This is a genomic window from Streptomyces sp. NPDC107765 (genome assembly GCF_055657085.1).
On the sequence record NZ_JBVKBL010000007.1, the window covers coordinates 218,748 to 240,419 of the forward strand.

Genomic DNA, 21,672 nt, shown 5'->3' on the forward strand with positions numbered 1-21,672 from the left:
CTCCTGGCAGGTCAGGTCGCCGCCCGGGCGGCCTCCAACAAGCCCGCCCAGTCCGGCAGTTTGACCGTGCCGCGCCCCAGCCCCTGGCCCCAGGCCGCCTCGGCGGCCTCGATGGCGAGCCAGCCCGGCCACAGGACCGGCCGCTGCCCCGCCCGGGCCAGCGCGGCCACCGGGTCCCCCGCCGTCGCCCGCCCCGCCGATGCGGCCGCGTCCGCCAGCAGCGACCGCGCGGTCTCCTTGGCGCACGGCCGGTTCGTGCCGATCACGCCCGTAGGGCCCCGCTTGATCCAGCCCGCCACATAGACGCCGGGCAGCGGCACCCCGTCCCGCAGCACCCGTCCCGCGCTGTGCGGCACCGTCCCGGTCGCCTCGTCGAACGGCAGCCCCGGCTGCGGCGTCCCCCGGTAGCCGACCGAGCGCAGCACCAACTGCCCCTCGATCTCCTCGAATCGGCCCGTCCCGGTGACCCCGCCCGACCCGTCGGGCGCGGTCCGCTCGAACCGGACGGCCCGCACCCCGCCGGCGTCCCCGAGGATCTCCACCGGACGCAGGAAGAACCGCAGATGGATCCGGCGCCGCCGGCCCACCGGAGCGCCGCCGGCCGGCTGCTCCGCCCAGCCCCGCAGCACCTCGACGTTGCGCCGGGCCACCGCCGGCAGGCCGGCCGGGTCGTGGTACGCCGGATCCAGCGCCAGCTCCTCCGGCCGCACCAGCACCTCGGTGCCCGGCAGCGACCCCAGCTCGCGCAGCTCCTTGGTCGTGAACTTGGCCTGGGACGGCCCGCGTCGGCCCACCATCCACACGTCCTCGACCCGGCTGTCCGCGAGCGCGCCCAGCGGATCCTGCGGCATGTCGGTGGCGGCCAGCTCGGCGGCCGCCCGCGAGAGCATCCGCGTCACGTCCACCGCCACGTTCCCCACCCCGATCACGACGGCCGACCGCGCCGTGAGGGCGAAGCGGGTCGCGGCCGCGTCCGGGTGCGCGCTGTACCAGGCGACGAAATCGGTCGCCGGGTGGCTGCCGGGCAGGTCCTCGCCGGGGATGCCCAGATGCCGGTCGGTGGCCGCGCCCACGCAGAACACCACCGCGTCGAAGATCTCCCGCAGCTCCTCGACCCCCAGCCCCGGAGCCCCCGCCTCCACATTCCCCACGAAGTGCACCCGCGGGTGCTCCAGCACCGTACGCAGGTTGTTCTGCAGCGATTTGATCTTCTCGTGGTCGGGGGCGACTCCGTAGCGCACCAGGCCGTACGGGCACGGCAGCCGGTCCAGGACGTAGACCTCGATGTCCGGCACGGCCTCCTGCTCGATGAGGGACTGGGCGGTGTAGACGCCGCTGGGTCCCGAACCGATCACTGCGACACGAAGCACGAGTGGCCCCTTCCGCGGGATAACCCCAGGATCGCACCGGCGGGCGCGCGACGGGAGATGCGCTATCGGGGTTGCTCCCGGTGGGATGAGCGTGCCGCGCTACTGGGCCGGGTGGGCTGGAGGCTAGGTTTTCAATGTGTCGGAAAGTGACTTTTATACCGTTAATCACCGATATGAAGCCCAGGGCGCGCCACGGGAGTGGCCCACGTGGGAGCTGCAGGCGCACGGCTCGGCCGCGCCCGCGCGCACGCCCGCCGCACCGGGCGGGCCGGCCGGCCCGCCCGCACCCCGGCCCGACCCGCTGGGCCCCTGGTGCAGCGCCCGGCTGACCTTCGCCGACGGCGCCCGCATCGACGTCCTCGTGACGGTCTCCGACGACCACATCACCGTCGAGGACGTCCGGGCCGATCCGCCGCTCACCCTGGACGGCCTCGCCGACCTGGCCCGCTGGATCGACGGCCCCCTGGACGACGCCTTCCGGGCGGCCACCGGACGCCCGCGGAAGCACCGCCCGACACCCCGCCAGCCCGGCCCGGCCGCCGGATCACCGGAGCGGATGGTGCGCCCGGCGGGCGCACCCACGACCGGCCCGGCACCGAGCACACCGGCCGGCCCGCCCCAGGAGCCGTCGCCCGACCCGGCCCACGGACCGACCGCCGCCGCGGAGGGCACCTCGGCGACCGGCCCGACGGCCGGCGCGGCAGACACTCCGCCGGCCGGCCGGACCGCCGTCGTGCCGGACACCTCGCTGACAGGTCCGGCGGTGGAACGGCCGGCCGAGGGTCCGACGGCGCCTACGGGGTCGACGACGGGCCCGGCCCGGGTCACCGGTGCGACGGCCGGGCTCACCGAACCGCCCCAGCCGCTCGACGGGCAGCCGTCCGGCGCCACAGCGGACGCGGACGGCGGGGCGGAGGCGGCGGATGCCGAGGGCGCTGAGCGCGCCCGGGCGGAGACGGCGCCCGAGGTCGAGACCGACGTGCAGGAGCGGGCCGAGGCGGACGACCGCGCCGAGGCGGCGGAGCGGGTCGCAGGAAAAACGGGCGAGGTGACGACGCAGGGGGACCCGAAGCAGGGGGACACGACGGAAGGGGACGCGGCCGAGGGGGAGGCAAAGGAGGCGCGCACCCGCTCGGCGCCGCTCGCCCGGAAACGGGTCGCCGAGCGCCGCAAGCTCGCCGCGGACGCCTACCGGCAGGCCCAGCGCGAGGGGCGCGACCCGGTGCTGGCCGTCATGCTGGCCACCGGACGCAACCGCCGGCGCTCACTGCGCCTGATCGCCGGCGCCCGCGACGAGGGGCTCTTGACACCACGTCACAACAAGCGCTGAGACGGCCGCCGCCTCCCGACGATACGAGAACCTCCAGCCCAACCCACGAGCGACCGCCTCAACCCCCCGCCAACTGCGGTGAGTTGTCGCGCGGCCGGGTCACCGCGGCGGGCTCCTCGCCCGGTGGTACCCCCAGCGCCCAGTCCAGCCCGTACCGCTGGAACAGCTCGGCCCGCAGCCGGGCCCGCGGCATCGGGGCCCCCGGCAGCAGCATCGGCACCACCGCGCCCATCAGCAGGGCCCGCAGCAGCGGATAGTCGGTGTCCGGGTCCGCGGAGCCGTACGCCACGACCGTCTCCCGCAGCAACTGCGCCAGCCGCTGCTGCTCGGGGCACTGGATGAACCCCTCGGCCGTCAGGATCCCCGCCATGTGCGTACGCATCAGCAGCGCCCGGTCGTGCGCCAGTCCGAGGATCGCGTCGATGGCCCGGGCCAGCAGTTCCCGTCCCGCGCCCGGCCCGGTGGGCCGTGGCTCGCGCTCCAGCGCCGCCTGCAGGGTGAGGTGCATCAGCCGGTGCACCGCGGACTGCAGCAGCTGTCGCTTGCCCGGGAAGTAATACGAGATCAGCCCGCGCGCCGCGCCGGCCCGCTGGGCGATGTCCCCGAGCGTCGTCGCCTCGTACCCGCGCTCCCCTACCAGATCAACCGTCGCTTGCAACAGCCGCTCGCGGGAGCGCCGCCGCAATTCTTCATTGACCGATGCGCTGCGGGGAGACATGCTGTAACTCCTGCGTTGACTGGCTGAGAGCCAATATACTCAGGCAGCCACCGGAAGTCCGTCGGCTCGGGCGGAATCCGGAGAGCGGCCTGATTCGGGCGACGCGGGGGATCGCCCGAATCGGGTGGGCGTTGGGTCGGGGTCTGCCCCGCAACCTGCTTTTAGCAGGTCAGGAGGGCTAACCCCGGCTCACGTCGGCGTGCAGGTTTCGTCACCTCTGAGCTTCTCGGATCATACTCATGCTGACTCTTCGCTGACTTACCTGATGTGGCGTCAGCTCTTCTTCAGGGTCCGACACTCACCGGCATGCCTTCGCATGGGCGTGCCTCTGAACGCCTTCGAGGACGGCCGCGCGCAAGTCCGTGCGGCGACTCGGACCCTGGCTTGCTACGCCGCCCCAGAAGCGGAGAAGCCAGTCCCTACCGAGCTGCACCGGGTGGTCCGGCGTGCCCAGGTGTGCATGGGGCTCTCGGTCTCGCGGCGCACGCCTCACGCCGCTCCGGCTTCTCGTGAAGCGGACCCCGTCGGCCCCCGGTACTCGGAGAACAACACCAAAGACTGCGACGAGTTCCCCTTCGCCTCCACCTACGAAGGCGCGGCAGAGTTCGAGTACACCGGCGACGTCATGCAGCCTGCCCAGGCCACGCCACCGCGTGGCGGCTGCCGCACTACCGGCGTGTCGCGTGCATCTCCTGGAACAACTCGAACTCGCCATCGGGGGCGGCACGGAAACCCTGCCAACGGAAAGAGGTCGGCGTGACGTCGGTGAACGTCCACCGCGAGCGCCTGCCCTCGGAGTCGGTTCCCTCCTGGATCATCCCACCGGCACCGTCAGACCGACCGACCTGGGAGAAGTACGAGGGGAGCTTCGGCGAGATCCACGTGATCTGCCACAGCCCGGTCGTGACGTCGTACATGCGGACAGTGGTGCCGGGATACCGATCGTGGAACTCCGGGCAGAAGAGCACATCCTGCACCACCCGCCCGCCCAGGGCCCAGCCGAAACGCCACTCACCCGCTGCGCTACGCCACTGACCATCACCAAACCGGTACCGGTTGCTGATGTTCCACGTTCCGACCAGTCGGCCGTAGAGCATCATCGCCTCGGCGTGGTCCGGATCCGGGCCGTCCGCCGAGAGCAGCTCCAGCATCGAGCCACGAGACGGCACAGTCATCAGGGACTCAAACCTCCTGCGAAGGAACGCGGTTGACCGGCCTGAGGATAGCCCGCCCCCTGGCAGGGCGAACGTTGCCTGCCGCGGCGCTGGTCGAGGCCACGCCGACCCAACGCGCTGTCGGGGCCGGCCCGGTCCCGACATCAAGAGGGGCATAGCGGCGCGGCAAGGAAGTCACACGCCCGCTCACCCGGATGTCCGCGTGTCCGTGGTCGGTCGACCGAGTTCGGTGACCGGCGTCACATCCGGATCCTGTCAGCAATCGGTGCGCGGTCTCGTTCATGGGGCACGCGAACAAGACAGGAGCAACGCCATGAAGCACCGCATCGTCGTACTCGGCGCGGGATACGCCGGCGCCTTCGCCGCCGGAAACCTGGCCCGCCGGCTCTCGCCCGCCGACACCGAGATCACCGTCGTCAACGCTGAGCCCGACTTCGTCGAGCGGATGCGGCTCCACCAGCTCGCCATCGGCCAGGACTTCGCGGCCCGCAAGCTCGCCGACGTATTCGCAGGCACCGGGGTGCGGCTGCGCCTGGCGCGCGTCACCGGTGTCGATCCCGAGCGCAGGACCGTGGCGGTGACCGGCGAGCAGGGCGACGGGGAGCTCGCCTACGACACGCTTTTCTACGCGCTCGGCAGCTCCGTCGCCCATCGTGGCGTCCCCGGCGTGGCCGAGTACGCCTTCGATGTGACCGGTCGGCCCTCGGCGCTGCGTCTGCGCGAGCGGCTGGCCGGCCTGGGCGAGGGCGGCACCGTGCTGGTCGTCGGTGAGGGGCTGACCGGCATCGAGACCGCCACCGAGTTCGCCGAGTCCCGCCCCGACCTCTCGGTGGCGCTCGCCGCCCGCGGCGAGCTGGGCGCCTGGCTCTCCCCGAAGGCCCGCCGCCACCTGCGCCAGGCTTTCGACCGGCTCGGCATCACCCTCCACGAGCACACCGGAATCGAAGCGGTCGAGCCGACACAGGCGATCGCCGCCGACGGTACGTCCATCCCGGCCGACGTGACGGTGTGGGCGGCCGGATTCGCCGTGCACCCCATCGCGGCCGCCAGCGGCCTGGAGGTTGCCGACACCGGCCAGATCGTCGTCGACCGCACCATGCGCTCGGTCTCGCACCCGGACGTCTACGCCGCCGGTGACTGCGCCTACGCGATCGGCGACAACGGCCGGCCGCTGCCGATGTCCTGCGCCTCGGCCGGCTTCACCGGCATGCAGGCGACCGCCGCGATCATCGCGCGTCTGACGGGCAGCAAGGTACCGACCACCGGGCTGAAGTACTACGGCAACCACATCAGCCTCGGGCGGCGGGACGCCATCGTCCAGATGGTGGGCGAGGACGTCCGCTCGAAGTCCTGGTACCTGGGCGGCCGGACCGCCGTACGCTTCAAGTCGGGCGTGCTCAAGGGGTCCGGGTGGAGCGTCGCCCACCCGACCTTCGGCATGCCCAAGCGCAGGCGCCGCCTGGCCACCGGGCCCGACCGGGTCGGTGTGAGGGTCGCCGCATAGGCTCCTCCGCATGGACAGCACAGCCATCGATCGGTTCGAGGCCAGCCGGGGCCGGCTGGCCTCGCTCGCGTACCGTCTGCTCGGCTCGGCCGCCGACGCCGAGGATGCCGTGCAGGACACCTTCCTGCGCTGGCAGGCCGCAGACCGCGAACGCATCGAGGTGCCGGAGGCGTGGCTGACCAAGGTCGTCACCAATCTCTGCCTCGACCGGCTCCGTTCGGCGCAGGCGCGGCACGAGCGCGCTGTCGGAGACTGGCTGCCCGAGCCACTCCTCGAGGGCGACCCGATGCTCGACCCGGCCGACACCTTCGAGCAGCGCGAATCGGTGTCCTTGGCCGTACTGACCCTCATGGAGCGCCTCTCACCCGTCGAGCGGGCCGCCTACGTCCTGCGCGAGGCCTTCTCCTACCCCCACGCCGAGATCGCCGGCATCCTCGACATCACCGAGTCCGCGAGCCAGCAGCATGTCCACCGGGCCCGACGCCGGGTCACCGCCGAGCGCCGCGGCGGCAACGAGGTGGACCCCGCGTCCACGCGCCGGATCGTCCAGGAATTCCTCACCGCCGCCATATCGGGACGCACCGAACGGCTGGTGGCGATGCTCACCGCCGACGCGACCGCGGTCTCGGACGGCGCCGGACTGGCCAAGCGGCTGCTGCGGTACAAGACGCGCGAGCGCATCGCCTCCTACGTGCGGGCCGGCTTCAAGCCCACTCCGGCGAAGCGGCGGCTGGCCGGCGGCTCCACCGCGCTGCACATCGCGCTGGTCAACGGCTCCCCGGCCGTCGTCGCCGTGGTCGACGACCGGGTCGTGGGCGCCGTGGCGTTCGAAGTCAGCGACGGCAAGGTCGCGTCCCTGCGCGGCATCGGCGCCGCGCACCGGCTCACTCGCCTCAACGAGGCCTGGCGGCAGCACGATCCCGACGCGCCGGTCATCGACGCATGGTGACCCAAGGCACCGGAATCCAGTGACCTGAGCCGGAGCGAGGACGGCCCCCTTCGTCCCCCGCGCTGCACCGCAGCACGGGGGACGAAGCACGTCGGTCTCCCGCATCAGCCTCGGCCGTGCAGTGGGGATCACCGAGGGCCAACTCACCCGCCCGCTCGGCACTGCCGCAGCAGATCGCGGATCAACGTCCCGGTGAGGGGCAGTGCATGTCGAGCTTGCTCAGATCGGTCCCTTCGTGGGTACCGGTCGAGTTGACGATGACCAGCCGGCCGAGGCCGAGCGCGCCGTTCTCCATGCACAGGTTCTGCCGGGCCTGCGCGTAGTTCTTGTGCCGCAGGACCCGCTTCTCACCGTTGAGCTGCCTGGTGGCTTCGGCCATCCGCGGCCACAACTGCTTCCACGCCTCGATGGTCTTGACCTGGAAGGCCCGCCGGACCTCCTGCCCGTCGCGGCTGCTGGTGAAGAGGTAGTCGGACTTGTACGTCTGCCCGTCGCCGGCCTGGTATCCGCCGTCGAACCACACGCGCGCTTTCGGGTCGGTCTTCAGCAGGTGCGCGACCTGCTGAAGCACGCGGACCCCGCCGATCTTGTCAGTGGTGGAAAGGCTGTCGGCCAGGTCCTGCGGGTTCGCCAGACGCCCCGAGGCGGCGATGGACATCGGCAAGGGCAGCTGCCCGCGGGAATTCGCCTCGTGCAGCGCCTCGACGGCCTTCTCGTTGGTCTGCGTGTCGTCAGGCTTGGCGTTCTTCGTCATCAGGTCCAGAAGGTTCGCCGCGAGGGGTTCCAGCGGGGTGGCGACGAACACGTCACCGGGCTCCAGCTCCCGCGCGTGCAGGCGCTGCGCCACCTTGGGGTCGGGCCCGTACACGGCGGTCGAGTACACCCACGAGTAGTCACCTCGGGTGGGGTCTGGCCGGGGTTGCCGTCACGACCTGCGTAGTGGCAGGTCAGGCGGGCCGACCCCGGCTCAGGCCGGAAGGTGCGGGGCGGAGGCCGTCGAGAATGACGCGGAGATTGCGTTCCCACTGCTGATCGCTCGCGTCGAGGCCCAGAGTTCGCCGGGTGGTCGCGGCAGCGGCGAACAGGAACGGGACGTCCTGCCAGGCGAGGTCCGTTCGTACGGCGCCGGTTGCCTGGGCGCGTTCCACCAGGGCCCGCATCCCTTCCCGCAGGTCCTCGATGCGCTGGGCGAGGGCGTCTCCGGAGGCGCCGCCGAGTGCCTCGCTGATGCCGCAGCTCTCCGCGCGCAGGCGTACGTAGACCGTCGCGAAGGCGCAGAGTCCGTGCCAGGGGTCCGGGTCCTCGAGGGCCTGGCCGGCCGCGTCCGAGATCTGGTCGAGGAGCTCCTCCAGCACGACCTCAAGGAGCGCCTCCAGAGAGGGGATTCGCCGGTAGAAGGTGCCGATGCCCACGCCGGCCCGGCGCGCGATCTCATGCGCGGACACGCCGACACCCACCTCCGCGACCGCGGTCCGGGCCGCCTCCACCAGGCGTTCGAGGTTGCGCCGTGCGTCGGCGCGGGGGCGGGGGCCCGGCGTCTCGGCGAGCAGGCGGTCCACTGCGCCGCGTGGTGGGGTCATGCGCCGATCCTAGCGACAACCGGACCAGTGTTGTCCGGTTGGCGTTCGGGTGGCTAGGCTCTCCGGTAACCGGACAAGGTCTGTCCGTTTAGCTTTTTGGGGGCTGTCCCGTATGGAACGGAAGAGGATCCGAGTCGGCGTCATCGGGGCCAGCCCGGACCGGGGTTGGGCCGCACGTGCGCACGTCCCGGCCTTGCTGGCCCTGCCGGAATACCGCATCACCGCGGTCGGCACCAGCCGACCCGAGAGCGCCCGCGCAGCGGCACGGCAGTTCGGGGCCGCGCACGCCTTCACCGACGCCGGGCAACTCGCCGGGCACCCCGAGGTGGACCTGGTCGTCATCACCGTCAAGGTGCCCGCGCACGCCGAACTGGTCGGGGCGGCGCTGGCAGCCGGCAAGCACGTGTACTGCGAGTGGCCGCTGGCCCGGACCTCCGCCGAGGCGGAGGCCCTCGCCAAGTCGGCCCGCGCGGCGGGCGTACACCACGCGCTGGGGCTGCAGGCGCGGTATGCCCCCGCGCTCGCCTACGCCCGCGAGCTGGTCGCCGAAGGCCGTATCGGACGCGTCACCTCGGCCACCGTCCACGCGGCCCGCGGCAAGGCTCCCGGAGGGGCGATTCCCGCCTGGGCGGCCTACACCCTCGATCGCGACAACGGCGCCGGGACGCTCGAGGTCGCCGGCGGGCACACCCTCGACGCCCTGCAGTACGTGCTCGGTGACATCGGAAAGCTCTCGGCCACGTTGTCCGTCCAGCGCCCCGTCCACACCCTCGCCGGAACCGGTGAGACGGTCGAGGCGACGAGCCCCGATCACCTCCTGCTGCACGCGACCCTCACCAGCGGTGCCGTCGTGTCGGCCCACGTCCACGACGGCAAGGTGACCGATGCCCGGACCCGGCTGGAAATCTCCGGTACGGAGGGGGACCTTGTCGTGGTCTCCACCGGAGCCAACGGGCCGGCCGGTATCCAGATCGGGGAACTGCGCCTGCTGGGCACCGGTGTTCCGGGCGCCGGCGAGTACGCGGAACTGCCCGTTCCCGGGCGGTACTTGTGGGCCTCGGGAATGGATTCCGCCGCGGAGGGCTTCCCGGTGGCCCAGCTCTACGCCCGGCTGGCCCGCGACCTGCGCACCGGCTCACGCACCGTCCCGGACTTCGATGCCGGACTGCGGCTGCACCGCCTTCTCGACGCGATCAGGCTCTCCGCGGAGACCGGAACCCGCCGAACGGTGGCCTGACGGCCCGGCCGTTCCGAGCAGGGCCCGGCTGCCGTGCCGGCTCAGGCCCGCATACCGCCGTCGACCCGGAGGACCGTGCCCGTGACGTAGGAGGAGCGGTCGCTGAGGAGCCAGGCGGCGGCCTGGGCGATCTCCTCCGGGTCGGCGGCGCGGCCCAGCGGGGTTTGGGCGTTGAGCTGATCGATGATGCCGGGGGTCTTCTCGTCCCATTCGTGGAGCATCTCGGTGAGCGTGGTACCGGGCGCGATGGCGTTGACGCGGATGCCTTCCGGGCCGTAGGTGGCGGCTGCCGAGGCGGTGAGGCTGTTGACCGCCCGCTTCGCCGCACCGTAGGCGGGCAGCCAGGGGTTGGCCATCAGGGCGCCGACGCTGGAGGTGTTGACGATGGCCCCGCGCCGCGCGGTGGCGCGGATCGCGGCGACCTCGGCGTTCATGGCCAGCCACGGGCCCTTGAGGTTGACCGCGCAGACACGGTCGAAATCGGCCTCCGACAGCTGGTCCATCGGGCCGGGCGGCTGGTCCGTCGCGCCGTTGTTGAAGGCCACGTCGAGCCGGCCGTACAGCTGCACGGCCCGGTCGACGGCGTTCCGGACGCTCGCCGGGTCGGCCAGGTCGCACACCACGTACTCCGCGGTGCCGCCGGCCGCCCGGACCTCCTCGGTGACCGCCTTGAGCTGGCTCTCCGTACGGGCCGCGAGAAGCACCCGGGCGCCCTCCCGGGCGAACAGCCGCGCCGCTGCCGCGCCGATGCCGCGACCGGCACCGGTGAGGAAGGCGACCTTGCCGTCGAGCAGGCCGGTGGCCTCCGGGGACGCAGCGGGTCCGGAGGTCTTCGAGGGCGTGGTGGTGATCGGTGTGTTGTCCATGCCGATGAGCCTGGGCCCGGCCGCCCCGCTCATCCAGGCACCGGCAGTACCTGGCTGGGCGTCGCGGCGTCCCCGCACACTGGGCGGATGGACCGACGAGTACGACGTGAGCTGGGCGACTTCCTGCGCAGCAGACGCGAACGCATCACCCCCGCCGACGTGGGGCTGCCCGCCGGGCCGCGCCGCCGCACCCCCGGACTGCGCCGCGAGGAGGTGGCGCAGCTGGCGTTCATCTCGACCGAGTACTACGCACGCCTGGAGCAGGCCCGCGCCCCGCACCCGTCCCGCGAGGTGCTGGCCCAGCTCGCCCGCGCACTGCGCCTGTCGGACGCCGAGCGCGACCACCTGCACCACCTCGCCGGTGCCCCGCCCGGGCCCCCGCCGGGGCCCTCGCGGGAGGTGCGGCAGAGCATCGTCGACCTGCTGCACCGGCTGCCGGAGGCCGCGGCGCTGGTGATGTCGGCGACGTACGAGGTCATCGCCTGGAACGAGCTGGCCGCCGCCCTGATGGAGGACTTCTCCGCCCTCTCGCGCCGGGACCGCAATCTGATCCGGCGTGCCTTCCTCGGCCCCCACCGGGACCACCGGCGGCTGTACGGCGTCTCGGACGCGGACGAGTTCGCCCGGACCTCGGCCCAGCACCTGCGGGCCGCCGCGGCCCGCTACCCCCGCGACCCGGAGGTGACCGGCCTGGTCGAGGAACTCCTCGCCGGCAGCGAGGAGTTCGCCCGGCTCTGGGCCGCGCACGACGTCACCGACCGTCCCACCCTCTGCAAGACCTTCGCGCACCCCCTCGTCGGCCCGGTGACCGTCCGCTGCGACGTCCTGGACATCGCCGACCGGGACCAGCGCGTCGTCATCTACACCGCCGCCCCCGGCTCACCGTCGGAAGAGGCGATGCGGCTGCTGTCGGTCGTCGGGACGGAGCGCATGGAGGTCTCCGGCTGACCGGCCGACGACGGTCGCGGGCGTCCACGTGGTGAACTGCCGGGAAACTCTCGGACTCTGTCCGGGGGAAGGGGTGTTCGGAGGCGGGAGGCTGCCTAGCATGGGGGCCGGCGCCGTCCGGTGGGGAGAAGACCGGCCGGGTGACGCAGGAGCTCGCCGGGACGGGGGCCGGGACAAGGACCATTGACGAAGGCCAGGAGCAGCATGAGTTCCACCGCTCGGACCAGGGCCGTCGGTGGTGTGCTCGTGGTCGGTGGGCTGCTGGCCGGGCTGCTGCTGACCGGCGGGGCGGACGGTGCGGAGGCGGGGCGGGCCGCGCCGGACGGGTTGCCGCACACCGGCATCGAGGTGTCGCCCGGCGGCTGCGGCCGCGGCTGGCAGCACCCGCGTCCCGGGCTCCAGGTCTTCGATCTGCACAACACCTCCGACACCGCCGCCGAGGTCTACCTCAAGAACCCCGCCGACGGCTCCGTCCACGGCGAGGTGGAGGGCATCGGGCCCGGCACCACACGCCAGTTGCGGGTCCGGCTGGGCCGGGGCGCGTACGCCTTCATGTGCCTGCCGGACGACGCGCACGCGGTCACCGGACCGACGGTGCGGATCGCGGGCGGCGGCCCGCCCGGCCCGGCGGCGGCCCCGGTCACCGAGCATGATCTGATCCCCCCGGCGCTGGCCTACCAGAAGTGGGTCGCCAGGGGCCTGGACGGCCTCGTCGGCCGGACCGGGCGGCTGCGGGACGCCCTGGCGGACGGCGACCGCGCGGCGGCCGAGGACGCCTGGCTGTCCGCGCACCTCGCCTACGAGCGGCTGGGCGCGGCCTACGGGGCGTTCGGCGACGCGGACGGGAAGATCAACGGCACCACCGCCGGCCTGCCGGACGGGGTCCGGGACCCGGCCTTCACCGGCTTCCACCGGATCGAGTACGGGCTGTGGCACGGCCGGTCCACCGCGTCCCTGCGCGGACCGGCCACCGCACTCGCCGATGCCGTCACGACGCTGCGGGACGACTGGGCCGAGGCCCGGATGGAACCGGCGGACCTCGGTCTGCGGGCCCACGAGATCCTGGAGAACACCCTCCAGTTCGAGCTGACCGGGCGGACCGACTACGGCAGCGGCAGCAACCTCGCCACCGCCCGCGCCAACCTCGACGGCACCCGTGCCGTGCTCGCCCGGCTGCGCCCCCTGCTCGTCACCCGCTACCCCCAACTCCCCGCGCTGGAGCGCAAGTTGGACCGGGCTGAGGAACTGCTCGACGGCTTCCGGCGGGACGGGCACTGGACGCCGCTGGACCGACTCGACCGCCGGCAGCGGGAGCGCACCGACGCGGTGCTGGGAGACCTGGTGGAACGGCTGGCGTCGGTGGCGACGCTGTGCGACGCGCGCAGAACGGTGTGAGCGGAATGAGTGGCGTGAACGGAGTCGGCAGACGGGGATTCCTGCGGGGCGCGGCCCTCGCCGGGGCCGGGCTGGCGGCCGGCGGTGCGGCGCCCGCGCAGGGTTCGCCGCCAAACGGCGTCACGGTGCCGGTGCCCGGTCCCGCGCTCGGGGCCGCGGCCGCACCCCCGGTGCCGTTCCACGGGCCGCACCAGTCCTCCGTGCTCGCCCCGCCCCGCCGGGTCACGGCCTTCACCGCGTTCGACGTCACGGCCGGTGACCGCCGGGAGCTGGCCGAGCTGCTGCGGACCCTCACCGCCCGGGCCCGGGCCCTGACCGGCTGCGGCACCCCCGCGGACCCCGGCATCACCGGCCCGCCCGCCGACTCGGGCCTCCTCGGACCGCGGCCGGCCGCCGGCGCGCTGACGGTGACGGTCGGCGTGGGCGCGGCCCTCTTCGACGACCGGTTCGGACTGCACGGCCGGGCGCCGCGCCGCCTGAAAGCCATGCCGACCTTCCCCGACGACGACCTCCGCCCCGAGTGGTGCCACGGCGATCTGAGCCTCCAACTGTGCGCCGACGACACCGACACCGTGCTGCACGCCCTGCGGGACATCGCCCGGCACACCCGGGGCGGCATGCAGGTGCGCTGGCGGATGGACGGCTTCAGCAGCCCGCCCCGCCCCTCCGGCACGCCCCGCAACCTCATGGGCTTCAAGGACGGCACGGCCAATCCGGACGCCGGGTCCGGCCGGGAGATGGACCGGCTGGTCTGGGCCGGCCGGGACTCCGGCGAGCCTGCCTGGGCGGTCGGCGGCAGCTACCAAGTGGTGCGGCTGATCCGCATGCTGGTGGAGTTCTGGGACCGGGTGTCGCTGACCGAACAGGAGCGGATGTTCGGCCGCAACCGTGAGACCGGGGCGCCCCTGGACGGCGACCACGAACACGACACCCCGCACTACCCCGGCGACCCCAAGGGTGACGTCATCCCGCTGGACAGCCACATCCGGCTGGCCAACCCGCGCACCGCGGCCACCGACGGCCAGCGGATCCTGCGCCGTTCGTACAACTACGACCAGGGCGTGGACCGCAACGGCAACCTGGACATGGGCCTGCTGTTCTGCTGCTACCAGCGCGACCTGGCCGCCCAGTTCGAGGCCGTGCAGCACCGGCTCGCCGGCGAACCGCTGACGGACTACCTCACCCCGTTCGGCGGCGGCTACTTCTACGCCCTCCCCGGCGTCCGCGACACCGCGGACTGGTACGGCCGGGCCCTGCTCACCTGACCGGTCGCAAAGGGTCAACACCCGGTCAAGCTTTGGCCCGGCTTACCTGACTCAGTGTTCACCCGCGCGTCATCATGGCTCTGCCGAGCCGCTGCCCGCCCGGCCGAGCATCCGGGCGTACAGCACGACCACGACCCCGTCCGGAGGGTGAACGAGCATGGCAAGCAGGGGAAGACGACCGGCGATAAGGAGCCTGGGGGCCCTCGCGGGCGCCGCGGCCCTCACCGTCCTGGGCACCACGGCGCCGTCCTGGGCCGCCGGGCACCAACCCACCCCCGCCCGAACGGCCACCCCCATCAAGCACGTGGTCGTGCTCTTCGACGAGAACATCTCGTTCGACCACTACTTCGCGACGTACCCCAAGGCCGCGAACACCGACGGCACCCGCTTCACCCCGTCCCCGCGCACGCCCCGGGACATCGACAACCTGCGCACCGCGGGTCTGCTCAAGCACAACCCCAATCAGTACGCCCCCAAGCGGCTGACCCCGCAGCAGGCCATGACCTGCGACCAGAACCACGACTACGGGCCCGAGCAGTACGCCTACAACGGCGGCAAGGCCGACCAGTTCGTCCAGAACACCGACTCGGGCAAATGCTCCGGCGGCCTCTTCGGCGAGCCCGGACTGGTGATGGACTACTACGACGGCAACACCGTCACCGGGCTGTGGAACTACGCCCAGCACTACGCCCTCAATGACCGCTCCTTCAGCACCACTTACGGCCCCTCCACCCCCGGCGCCCTCAACCTGGTCTCCGGGCAGACCCACGGCGTCGTCTCCATGGACCCGACCTCCAGCACGGAGCACCCGCGGCAGACCGACAAGCCCGACCCGCGCGCCGTGCACTCGCCCGACGCGCACGGCGTCGGCACGATCATCAGCGACCCCGACCCGGCCTACGACGACTGCTCCAACAAGGACCACACCGGCAAGAACGCGCTCGCCGCGATGCAGGGCCGCAACATCGGCGACCTGCTCACCGCCCGGCACGTCAGCTGGGGCTGGTTCCAGGGCGGCTTCCGGCCCAGCACCGCGTGGGACGGCCAGGACGGCCACTACGCGAAGTGCGGCGGCACCACGCACTCCAACGTCGGGGGCGCGGCGGTCGTCGACTACAGCCCGCACCACGCGCCGTTCCAGTACTACCGGTCCACGGCGAACCCGCACCACCTGCCGCCCAAGAGCGTCGACGAGATCGGCCACGCCGGACCGGCCAACCACAACTACGACCTGACCGACTTCGACGCCGTGCTGAAGGCGGGCAAGCTGCCCGCGGTCAGCTTCGTCAAGGCCCCCGAGTACCAGGACGGTCACGCCGGTTACTCCGACCCGATCGACGAACAGCACTTCCTCGTCGACCGGATCAACCGCATCCAGCAGTCGCCGCAGTGGAAGGACACCGCCGTCGTCATCGCCTACGACGACTCCGACGGCTGGTACGACCACGCGTACGCCAAGCCGCGCAACGGCTCGAAGGACACCACGACCGACTCCAACGGCAAGGCCACCGACAGCCCGGCCTGCCAGGCGGGCCCCGCGGCCGCCGGCGGCTATGCGGACCGCTGCGGCCCCGGCACCCGGCAGCCGCTGCTGGTGGTCTCCCCGTACAGCAAGGTCAACACGATCGACCACACCCGCACCGAGCAGACCTCGGTCATCAAGTTCATCGAGGACAACTGGCACACCGGCCGGATCGGCGACGCCGCCTTCGACAGCCGGGCCGGCTCCCTGAAGAACATGTTCGACTTCCGGCACCCCAACAACAAGCAGGTGCTGCTCAACAAGGACGGCTCGGTCAGGTCCGTCGGCCCGGTCCGGCAGATCGCCCCGATGGCGGCCACCATCGACCCGGGCCCGGCCGTGCAGGACACCGCCTCGACCACCGACTCCGCCTTCCCCCTGCTGCCGGCCGCGATCGGCGCCGCGGTGGTGGCGGGCGGGGTGACCGCCACCGCCCTGGTGCTGCGCCGCCGCCGGACCGGCGGGGCCGCCTGACCCGAAAGCGCACTCCGGCGGCCGCGTCCCACGGGACGCGGCCGCCGGTGCGTCGGCGGGGCACCCGCCGACAATTCCGGTTGCCGGATCGGCAAAGGAGGAGAGGCGGCCTCATCTGCCGGGCTCTAGCGTGAAGAGAGGGCCGACGCTGTGCTCCGTTCGGAGCACACGGCACGAACCTCAGGCGACGGAGCGAGGGGTGAACGGGATGACCGAGGTCACCGAGCACGGGTCGCGGAACGCCGGGACCCTCGGACGCACGACCATCGCCGACGGCGTGGTGACGAAGATCGCCTACCTGGCGGCCGGTGATGTGGTCGGCGTGCACGCCCTGGGCAGCGGGCTCGCGCGGTCCGTGGGCGAGCTGCGCAAGCGGGTGCCCGGCGGAGGGTCGGGCGGCACGCACGGGGTCAGGGTCGAGGTGGGCGAGAAGCAGACCGCCATCGACCTCGACATCATCGCCGAGTACGGCGAAGTGATCCCGGACGTCGCCCAAGCGGTCCGCGAGCAGGTCATCGCCACGGTCGAGCGGATGACCGGTCTCGAAGTCGTGGAGGTCAACATCGCGGTGAGCGATGTGAAACTCCCCGACGAGGAGGAGGAAACGGTCGAGCGGGTCCGGTAGGCGCGGGCGCGCGGCAGCCGTGCCGGGTGGGCGCCGTTCGATGACGCCACCCGGCCGACCTGCCGACGCGGCCGCTCAGTGCCCGGTCAGGGACTCCGCGCCGGGCAGCGCGCACACCGCCATACCGCGTTGGGCGACGCTGGCCAGGACCAGCCGGCTGCCCGTACGGCAGACCGCGGTGACCATCCGGTACGGCGACCTGGCGGCCCGCAGGTCCCACACCTGGTGCCCGTCCGGGCGGATGCCCAGCACCCGTACGGTCGGATGCGGCGGCGGGACGGGGCGTACCCGCCGGATCGTCCGCCAGGCCGCCCGCCGCACCGGGTGGGGGAGGGCGTGCACCAGCTCCAGGGCCGGTTGGCGCGGCCCGGCGAGAGCCACCCAGAAGACACCGTCGTCGGCGAGGGAGATGTTGTCGGGGTAGCCCGGCAGGTCCGCGGCCAGGAGCTCGGAACGGCCGGCCCGCGGCCCGGTGAGCCGGTAGCGGCGCAGCCGGCGGGCTCCGGTCTCGGCCACGAGGAGGAACGAACCGTCCGGCGCCAGCGCCACACCGTTGGCGAACTGCAGCCCCGACAGCAGGACTTCGGGCCTGCCGCCGGGCCGCAGCCGCAGCAGCCGGCCCGTCCCGAGGTGCTCCAGGATGTCGCCCGGCCACTCGTCCAGGTTGTAGCGGCGGCTGGAGACGGTGAAGTAGACCGTGCCGTCCGGCGCCGCGGTGACGTTGCTGCAGAACCGCAGCGGCTCACCGGCCGCCTCGTCGGCCAGCACCCGGACCGTCCCGTCCCCGGTCGAGAGGTGCAGCAGACCGCGGTAGGCGTCGCAGACGAGCAGCTCGCCGCCGGGAAGCGGATGCAGACCGAGCGGCCGGCCGCCGGTGCGGCCCACGACCTCCGCCCGGGCGGACCGCGCCGCCCGGTCGCCCGCTGCCGGCTCCGGCAGCCGCACCCGCCAGATCGTGCCGTCCGCGGCCCCCGCCAGGAGGCTGCCGTCGGCGTCGGCCACCACGTCCTCGGGCCCGTCGATCTCGGGAGCGACGAGCCGCGCCGGCGGGAGCGGCAGCGGCCCGGTCGCGGCCCGCCGCCCCTGGACCGCGCTCACCGGCCGCGCCGGAGTCGGGCCGCCTTGACGCACCGGGTCATCTCCTCCGCGTACGGCAGCACGATGCAGGCGCCGATGCCGAGGCCGAGGCCGGCCAGATAGCGGGCGGACAGCGGATTCTCCTTGGGCCGCAGCTTCCAGTCGTCGGGCCCGCGGCCGCCGCGCAGCGTGGCCCGCGCCTGGTCGGAGTGGAGCGTGCACAGGAACGCCAGCGCGGTCAGCGGCAGGACCTCCAGGAAGCTGTGGATGTGCTGCTCGACCGGGTGCAGCTCGCGCTCGCCGTCGGCCAGGCCGACGTCCCACAGGGCGGTGGCGGCGTGCGCCAGCGCGGCACCGCCCATCACCGTCAGGACCAGCGGGTTGATCCGGGCCAGCAGGCCCATCGCGACCGGCACCCCGGCCTCGGTCATCATCAGCGCGTGCACCGCCGATTCCCGCACCCCGGTGGTGTCCTCGATGCGGGTACGGCGGTGCATGGCCCAGTCCGCCACCGCCGGGACCAACCACAGCGGCATCACGCCGTACAGCAGGAACCGGCGGTTGGCGTCGTCGACGTCCATCGGCCGGCGCGGCGCGCCGAGTGCGGCGGACCGGCGCCGGCCGCGCCAGGCCCGGACGACCGGGCTCTTCTTGAGGTCCATGCTTACGTTTCCTCCTCCATTCGGATCGCCTTCCTCAGGTCCTCCGCGGCCTTTCCGCCCTTGCCGTCGCGGGATTCCAGCAGCGCGGCCGCCAGAGCGTCGAGTTTCCGCTGGATCGCGTGTTCCGCCCGCAGCTCGGAGTTCTTGAGCAGGGCGAGGAGAAGCAGTGTCACCGCGGTCATGACATCCCCCGCCAGCAGCTGCCACGCCAGTGACAGATGGGCGAGGTGAACGGCGAGGAACAGGGCGATCAGGGTGAGGCAGAGCACGAAGAAGAGCGGGGAACTGGTGAAATGCGAGGCCTTCTCGGCCAGTTCGGCGAACCGCCCCCGTTCCTTGCCGCCGCGGTTCACGGGATGACGAAGGGACATGGCTCCTGGATACTCGATGGGCCGCCACGGGCGGAGACCGCCATGCCGCCGGCCGGCCCGGCAATTTCGCCCGCCCGGCCCCTCTCCCTCGCTTTCCCCTCGCTCCAGCGCCGCGCCCGGTCACTTGAGCAGGGACGACTCCAGCCGGGCCAGCAGCGCGGCCGGTCCTTCGTAGACCTCCTCGGCACCGGCGTCCAGCAGCTCGTTGCGGCCGTAGCCGCCGGTGAGCACGCCCACGCAGGGCACCCCGGCCCGGGCCCCGGCCTTCATGTCCCAGACCGTGTCCCCGACGAAGACCGCCCGGCCGGGCTCGGTTCCGGCCTGCGCCAACGCCTGTTCGACGAGGTCGGGGGAGGGTTTGCTGGACTCCACGTCGTCCGCGCCGGTGACCGCGGTGAGCGCGTCCTCGGCGTCCAGCGCGGCGCGCATGGCGCTCAGTTCGCCGCCGCCCGCCGAACTGGCGAGGACCACCGTCCAGCCGCGCTCGGCACAGGCCCGCAGCAGCTCGGCGGCGCCGTCCAGCGGCGCCAGCCGGGACCAGTACTCGGCGAAGAGCGTCTTGTGCGCCGCGCTGATCGCGGCATCGCCCTCGCGGTCCCGGTCCGGGCCCAGCAGATGGCCGATGAGGTGGTCGGCGCCCATGCCGACGGTGCGGTGGATGGCGGCCGTCGGCACCCGGTGGCCGGCCTGGCGGAACGCCTCCCACCAGGTGACGGCGTGCAGATAGGTGCTGTCTACGAGGGTGCCGTCCATGTCGAACAGGGCGGCTCTGCGGTCCGCGGTCATGGGTGCGCCTCCTTCTTCGGAGCGGCCGGGGCTGGCCACATGTGCCGATCGCCGGGCCGTGCCTACTCGCGGCGCCGGGACTCGATGCCGTTGCCCTTCAGCTCGTGCGGCTTGCGCCGGTGGTCGGTCCGGGGGAGCTCATCGGGCTCGCGGCGCTCCACGACGTCGCCCACCGGCTCTCCGTGCGGCAGCCGCGGATGCGACTCGGGGTCGGGCGGGCCCGGCTCGCGCTTCCTGATGCGCCGGCCCCAGACGAACGCCGCGAGCAGCAGGGCGACGACGAGGACCCCGACGATCGTGAGCAGGGCGCCGCTCGTCCCGTTCCCGGCGGCGAGGTGCGCGGACAGATGCGTGGTTGCCACGGTCAGCTTCTCCATTCCGGGCGGATACCCGGCACCTGCCCGAACAAGCGCCGGAATCAGGCGGAGAGGGCCTTGATGAGGTCACCCCGGTTCATCGACGAACGGCCGGGAACACCGGCCTCGGGGTGGCCAGGGCGCGCCCCTAGCGCGGTACCCGGGCCACCTCCGGTGTCTCGGTGTCCAGTGGCACCGACCAGGACCGCACCAGGCCGAGCTGGACGCCCTGGCGGGGCAGCACCGCGTCCAGGAGCCAGTCGGCGGCCACCCGCACCCGGTTCCCGGGCATCGCCATCAGGTGGTAGCCGCGGGTGACGGCACTGGCGAGCGGACCGGACAGCGGCACGTGCAGCGGGTTCGCGGCGGCCTGGACCCCGCCCAGGTCGACCATGAACCCCAGGTCGTGGTGTTCGTAGGCGCGCGCCGTGCCGTGGCCGCAGGACGCCGCCACATTGCGCGCCGCGACCTTGCCCTGCCGCTGGGCGTGCTGGGCGGTCATCGGCGTCACCTTGCCCGGACGGGTCAGGTCCGGTACGGCCGCGGCGTCACCACAGGCGAACACCTCCGGCCGGCCGGGCACGCCCAGGTACTCGTCGACGCACAGCCGCCCCCGGTCGGTGGGCAGCCCCATCGAGGCCACCAGTGGGTCCGGGCGGACGCCGACGCACCAGATCAGGCTGCGGCTGTCGATGAACTCGCCGTCGTCCAGCAGCACCCCGTCCGGGGTGGCCTCCTTGACCGACGTGCCGGTACGGACGTCCACCCCGCGGCCGCGCAGCACCCGCTCGGCGGTCTGCGAGAGCCGTTCGTCGAGCTCCGGCAGCAGCCGGTCGGCGATGTCCAGCAGCAGCCAGCGCGGCCGCGGACCGTCCCGCAGCCCGGTGTTCTGCCGGGCCAGGGCATCGGTGAACAGCACGCCGTGGGCGGCGACTTCGGTGCCGGTGTAGCCCGCCCCGACGACCACGAAGGTGGTCCTGGCGGCCCGTTCGTCCGGGTCGTCCGCCGCTCCGGCCAGTTCGCACTGGCGGGTGATGTGGTCGCGCAGGTAGAGCGCCTCGGGCATCCCGCGGAAGCCGTGGGCGTGCTCGGCGACGCCGGGGATGGGCAGCAGCTTGTTGACGCTGCCGACGGTGAGCACCAGCCGGTCGTAGTCCAGCGTGCCCTCCCGGTCCTCCGGGTCGGTGTACGCCACCCGGCGGGCGTCCAGGTCCACGTCGTGGGCCTGCCCGAGGACGAGCCGGACGCCCGGCAGGGTCCCGGTCAGCGACACCGAGATCCGGCGCGGCTCCAGGATCCCGGCCGCCACCTCCGGCAGCAGCGGTACGTAGAGGAAGTAGTCATGGGGGTTGAGCAGCACGATCTCGGCGGCTCCCTTGGCCGTCCGGGAGAGGGTGCGGGCACATTCGTAGCCGGCGAAACCGGCTCCGACGATCACGATCCGAGGACGACGTCGAGGCAC

The 21,672-nt window shown here is 73.0% G+C and carries 21 protein-coding genes; 9 read left to right on the top strand and 12 right to left on the bottom strand.

Translation table 11 applies throughout. The features are described from left to right. Positions 1 to 11: 11 nt before the first annotated feature. The gene (locus ACZ7MX_RS19220; protein ID WP_472133613.1) at positions 12 to 1,370 is read right to left on the bottom strand and encodes an FAD-dependent oxidoreductase; all 1,359 of its coding nucleotides are present in this window, start codon (positions 1,368 to 1,370) and stop codon (positions 12 to 14) included. Between the two features lie 136 nt (positions 1,371 to 1,506). Here ACZ7MX_RS19220 and ACZ7MX_RS19225 point away from each other — a divergent pair, with 136 nt between their 5' ends. Next, complete coding sequence (locus ACZ7MX_RS19225) at positions 1,507 to 2,700, top strand: DUF6214 family protein (protein ID WP_472133615.1); 1,194 nt, start codon at positions 1,507 to 1,509, stop codon at positions 2,698 to 2,700. A 58-nt stretch (positions 2,701 to 2,758) separates the two neighbouring features. On the opposite strand, the gene ACZ7MX_RS19230 is transcribed toward ACZ7MX_RS19225, so the two are convergent. Further along, positions 2,759 to 3,418, bottom strand: coding sequence for a TetR/AcrR family transcriptional regulator (locus tag ACZ7MX_RS19230; protein WP_472133616.1), 660 nt, complete (start codon positions 3,416 to 3,418; stop codon positions 2,759 to 2,761). 668 nt (positions 3,419 to 4,086) lie between these two features. Beyond that, a complete protein-coding gene (locus ACZ7MX_RS19235; RefSeq protein WP_472133619.1) occupies positions 4,087 to 4,569 on the bottom strand; it encodes a hypothetical protein in 483 nt (160 codons plus the stop codon). A 337-nt stretch (positions 4,570 to 4,906) separates the two neighbouring features. Between ACZ7MX_RS19235 and ACZ7MX_RS19240 the strand changes: the two genes are divergently transcribed. Together ACZ7MX_RS19240 and ACZ7MX_RS19245 are read left to right on the top strand one after the other, a co-directional pair. Continuing rightward, positions 4,907 to 6,097, top strand: a complete 1,191-nt coding sequence (locus ACZ7MX_RS19240) for an NAD(P)/FAD-dependent oxidoreductase (protein WP_472133621.1) — start codon at positions 4,907 to 4,909, stop codon at positions 6,095 to 6,097. Positions 6,098 to 6,107: 10 nt separating this feature from the next. After that, complete coding sequence (locus ACZ7MX_RS19245) at positions 6,108 to 7,046, top strand: sigma-70 family RNA polymerase sigma factor (protein ID WP_472133623.1); 939 nt, start codon at positions 6,108 to 6,110, stop codon at positions 7,044 to 7,046. A gap of 181 nt (positions 7,047 to 7,227) precedes the next feature. Here ACZ7MX_RS19245 and ACZ7MX_RS19250 read toward each other — a convergent pair whose 3' ends face one another. Next, complete coding sequence (locus tag ACZ7MX_RS19250; protein ID WP_472133625.1) at positions 7,228 to 7,929, bottom strand: hypothetical protein; 702 nt, start codon at positions 7,927 to 7,929, stop codon at positions 7,228 to 7,230. Between the two features lie 64 nt (positions 7,930 to 7,993). Beyond that, a complete protein-coding gene (locus ACZ7MX_RS19255) occupies positions 7,994 to 8,626 on the bottom strand; it encodes a TetR/AcrR family transcriptional regulator (protein ID WP_472133627.1) in 633 nt (210 codons plus the stop codon). A 112-nt stretch (positions 8,627 to 8,738) separates the two neighbouring features. Between ACZ7MX_RS19255 and ACZ7MX_RS19260 the strand changes: the two genes are divergently transcribed. Beyond that, complete coding sequence (locus ACZ7MX_RS19260; RefSeq protein WP_472133629.1) at positions 8,739 to 9,863, top strand: Gfo/Idh/MocA family protein; 1,125 nt, start codon at positions 8,739 to 8,741, stop codon at positions 9,861 to 9,863. A 41-nt stretch (positions 9,864 to 9,904) separates the two neighbouring features. Here ACZ7MX_RS19260 and ACZ7MX_RS19265 read toward each other — a convergent pair whose 3' ends face one another. Further along, positions 9,905 to 10,729, bottom strand: coding sequence for an SDR family NAD(P)-dependent oxidoreductase (locus ACZ7MX_RS19265; protein ID WP_472133631.1), 825 nt, complete (start codon positions 10,727 to 10,729; stop codon positions 9,905 to 9,907). Positions 10,730 to 10,816: 87 nt separating this feature from the next. On the opposite strand from ACZ7MX_RS19265, the gene ACZ7MX_RS19270 reads away from it, so the two are divergent. The 5 genes from ACZ7MX_RS19270 to ACZ7MX_RS19290 all read left to right on the top strand — a co-directional run bounded on the left by ACZ7MX_RS19270 (position 10,817) and on the right by ACZ7MX_RS19290 (position 16,958). Then, positions 10,817 to 11,677: a helix-turn-helix transcriptional regulator gene (locus ACZ7MX_RS19270; RefSeq protein WP_472133633.1), complete on the top strand. Its 861-nt coding sequence runs from the start codon at positions 10,817 to 10,819 to the stop codon at positions 11,675 to 11,677. Positions 11,678 to 11,881: 204 nt separating this feature from the next. Beyond that, on the top strand, positions 11,882 to 13,072 hold the full coding sequence (locus ACZ7MX_RS19275) for an EfeM/EfeO family lipoprotein (RefSeq protein ID WP_472133634.1): 1,191 nt from the start codon (positions 11,882 to 11,884) through the stop codon (positions 13,070 to 13,072). A 5-nt stretch (positions 13,073 to 13,077) separates the two neighbouring features. After that, positions 13,078 to 14,337 (top strand): iron uptake transporter deferrochelatase/peroxidase subunit, encoded by a 1,260-nt coding sequence (gene efeB, locus ACZ7MX_RS19280; RefSeq protein WP_472133636.1) that lies wholly within the window; start codon positions 13,078 to 13,080, stop codon positions 14,335 to 14,337. Positions 14,338 to 14,494: 157 nt separating this feature from the next. Beyond that, complete coding sequence (locus ACZ7MX_RS19285; protein WP_472133638.1) at positions 14,495 to 16,333, top strand: phospholipase C; 1,839 nt, start codon at positions 14,495 to 14,497, stop codon at positions 16,331 to 16,333. Between the two features lie 208 nt (positions 16,334 to 16,541). Further along, positions 16,542 to 16,958: an Asp23/Gls24 family envelope stress response protein gene (locus ACZ7MX_RS19290; RefSeq protein WP_472133640.1), complete on the top strand. Its 417-nt coding sequence runs from the start codon at positions 16,542 to 16,544 to the stop codon at positions 16,956 to 16,958. A gap of 75 nt (positions 16,959 to 17,033) precedes the next feature. Here the strand turns inward: ACZ7MX_RS19290 and ACZ7MX_RS19295 are convergent, their stop codons facing one another. The 6 genes from ACZ7MX_RS19295 to ACZ7MX_RS19320 all read right to left on the bottom strand — a co-directional run bounded on the left by ACZ7MX_RS19295 (position 17,034) and on the right by ACZ7MX_RS19320 (position 21,648). Further along, positions 17,034 to 18,056: an SMP-30/gluconolactonase/LRE family protein gene (locus ACZ7MX_RS19295; protein ID WP_472133642.1), complete on the bottom strand. Its 1,023-nt coding sequence runs from the start codon at positions 18,054 to 18,056 to the stop codon at positions 17,034 to 17,036. Then, the gene (locus ACZ7MX_RS19300) at positions 18,053 to 18,697 is read right to left on the bottom strand and encodes a diguanylate cyclase (RefSeq protein WP_472133644.1); all 645 of its coding nucleotides are present in this window, start codon (positions 18,695 to 18,697) and stop codon (positions 18,053 to 18,055) included. The genes ACZ7MX_RS19295 and ACZ7MX_RS19300 overlap by 4 nt, the downstream gene beginning before the upstream one ends. Before the next feature lie 2 nt (positions 18,698 to 18,699). Further along, entirely contained in the window at positions 18,700 to 19,068 is a 369-nt protein-coding gene (locus ACZ7MX_RS19305; protein ID WP_472133646.1) for a low affinity iron permease family protein, read from the bottom strand. A gap of 120 nt (positions 19,069 to 19,188) precedes the next feature. Then, the gene (locus ACZ7MX_RS19310; RefSeq protein WP_472133647.1) at positions 19,189 to 19,854 is read right to left on the bottom strand and encodes an HAD family hydrolase; all 666 of its coding nucleotides are present in this window, start codon (positions 19,852 to 19,854) and stop codon (positions 19,189 to 19,191) included. A gap of 62 nt (positions 19,855 to 19,916) precedes the next feature. Then, positions 19,917 to 20,216, bottom strand: a complete 300-nt coding sequence (locus ACZ7MX_RS19315) for a DUF6479 family protein (protein ID WP_472133648.1) — start codon at positions 20,214 to 20,216, stop codon at positions 19,917 to 19,919. A 142-nt stretch (positions 20,217 to 20,358) separates the two neighbouring features. Next, complete coding sequence (locus tag ACZ7MX_RS19320; protein WP_472133974.1) at positions 20,359 to 21,648, bottom strand: NAD(P)/FAD-dependent oxidoreductase; 1,290 nt, start codon at positions 21,646 to 21,648, stop codon at positions 20,359 to 20,361. Positions 21,649 to 21,672 lie beyond the last annotated feature (24 nt).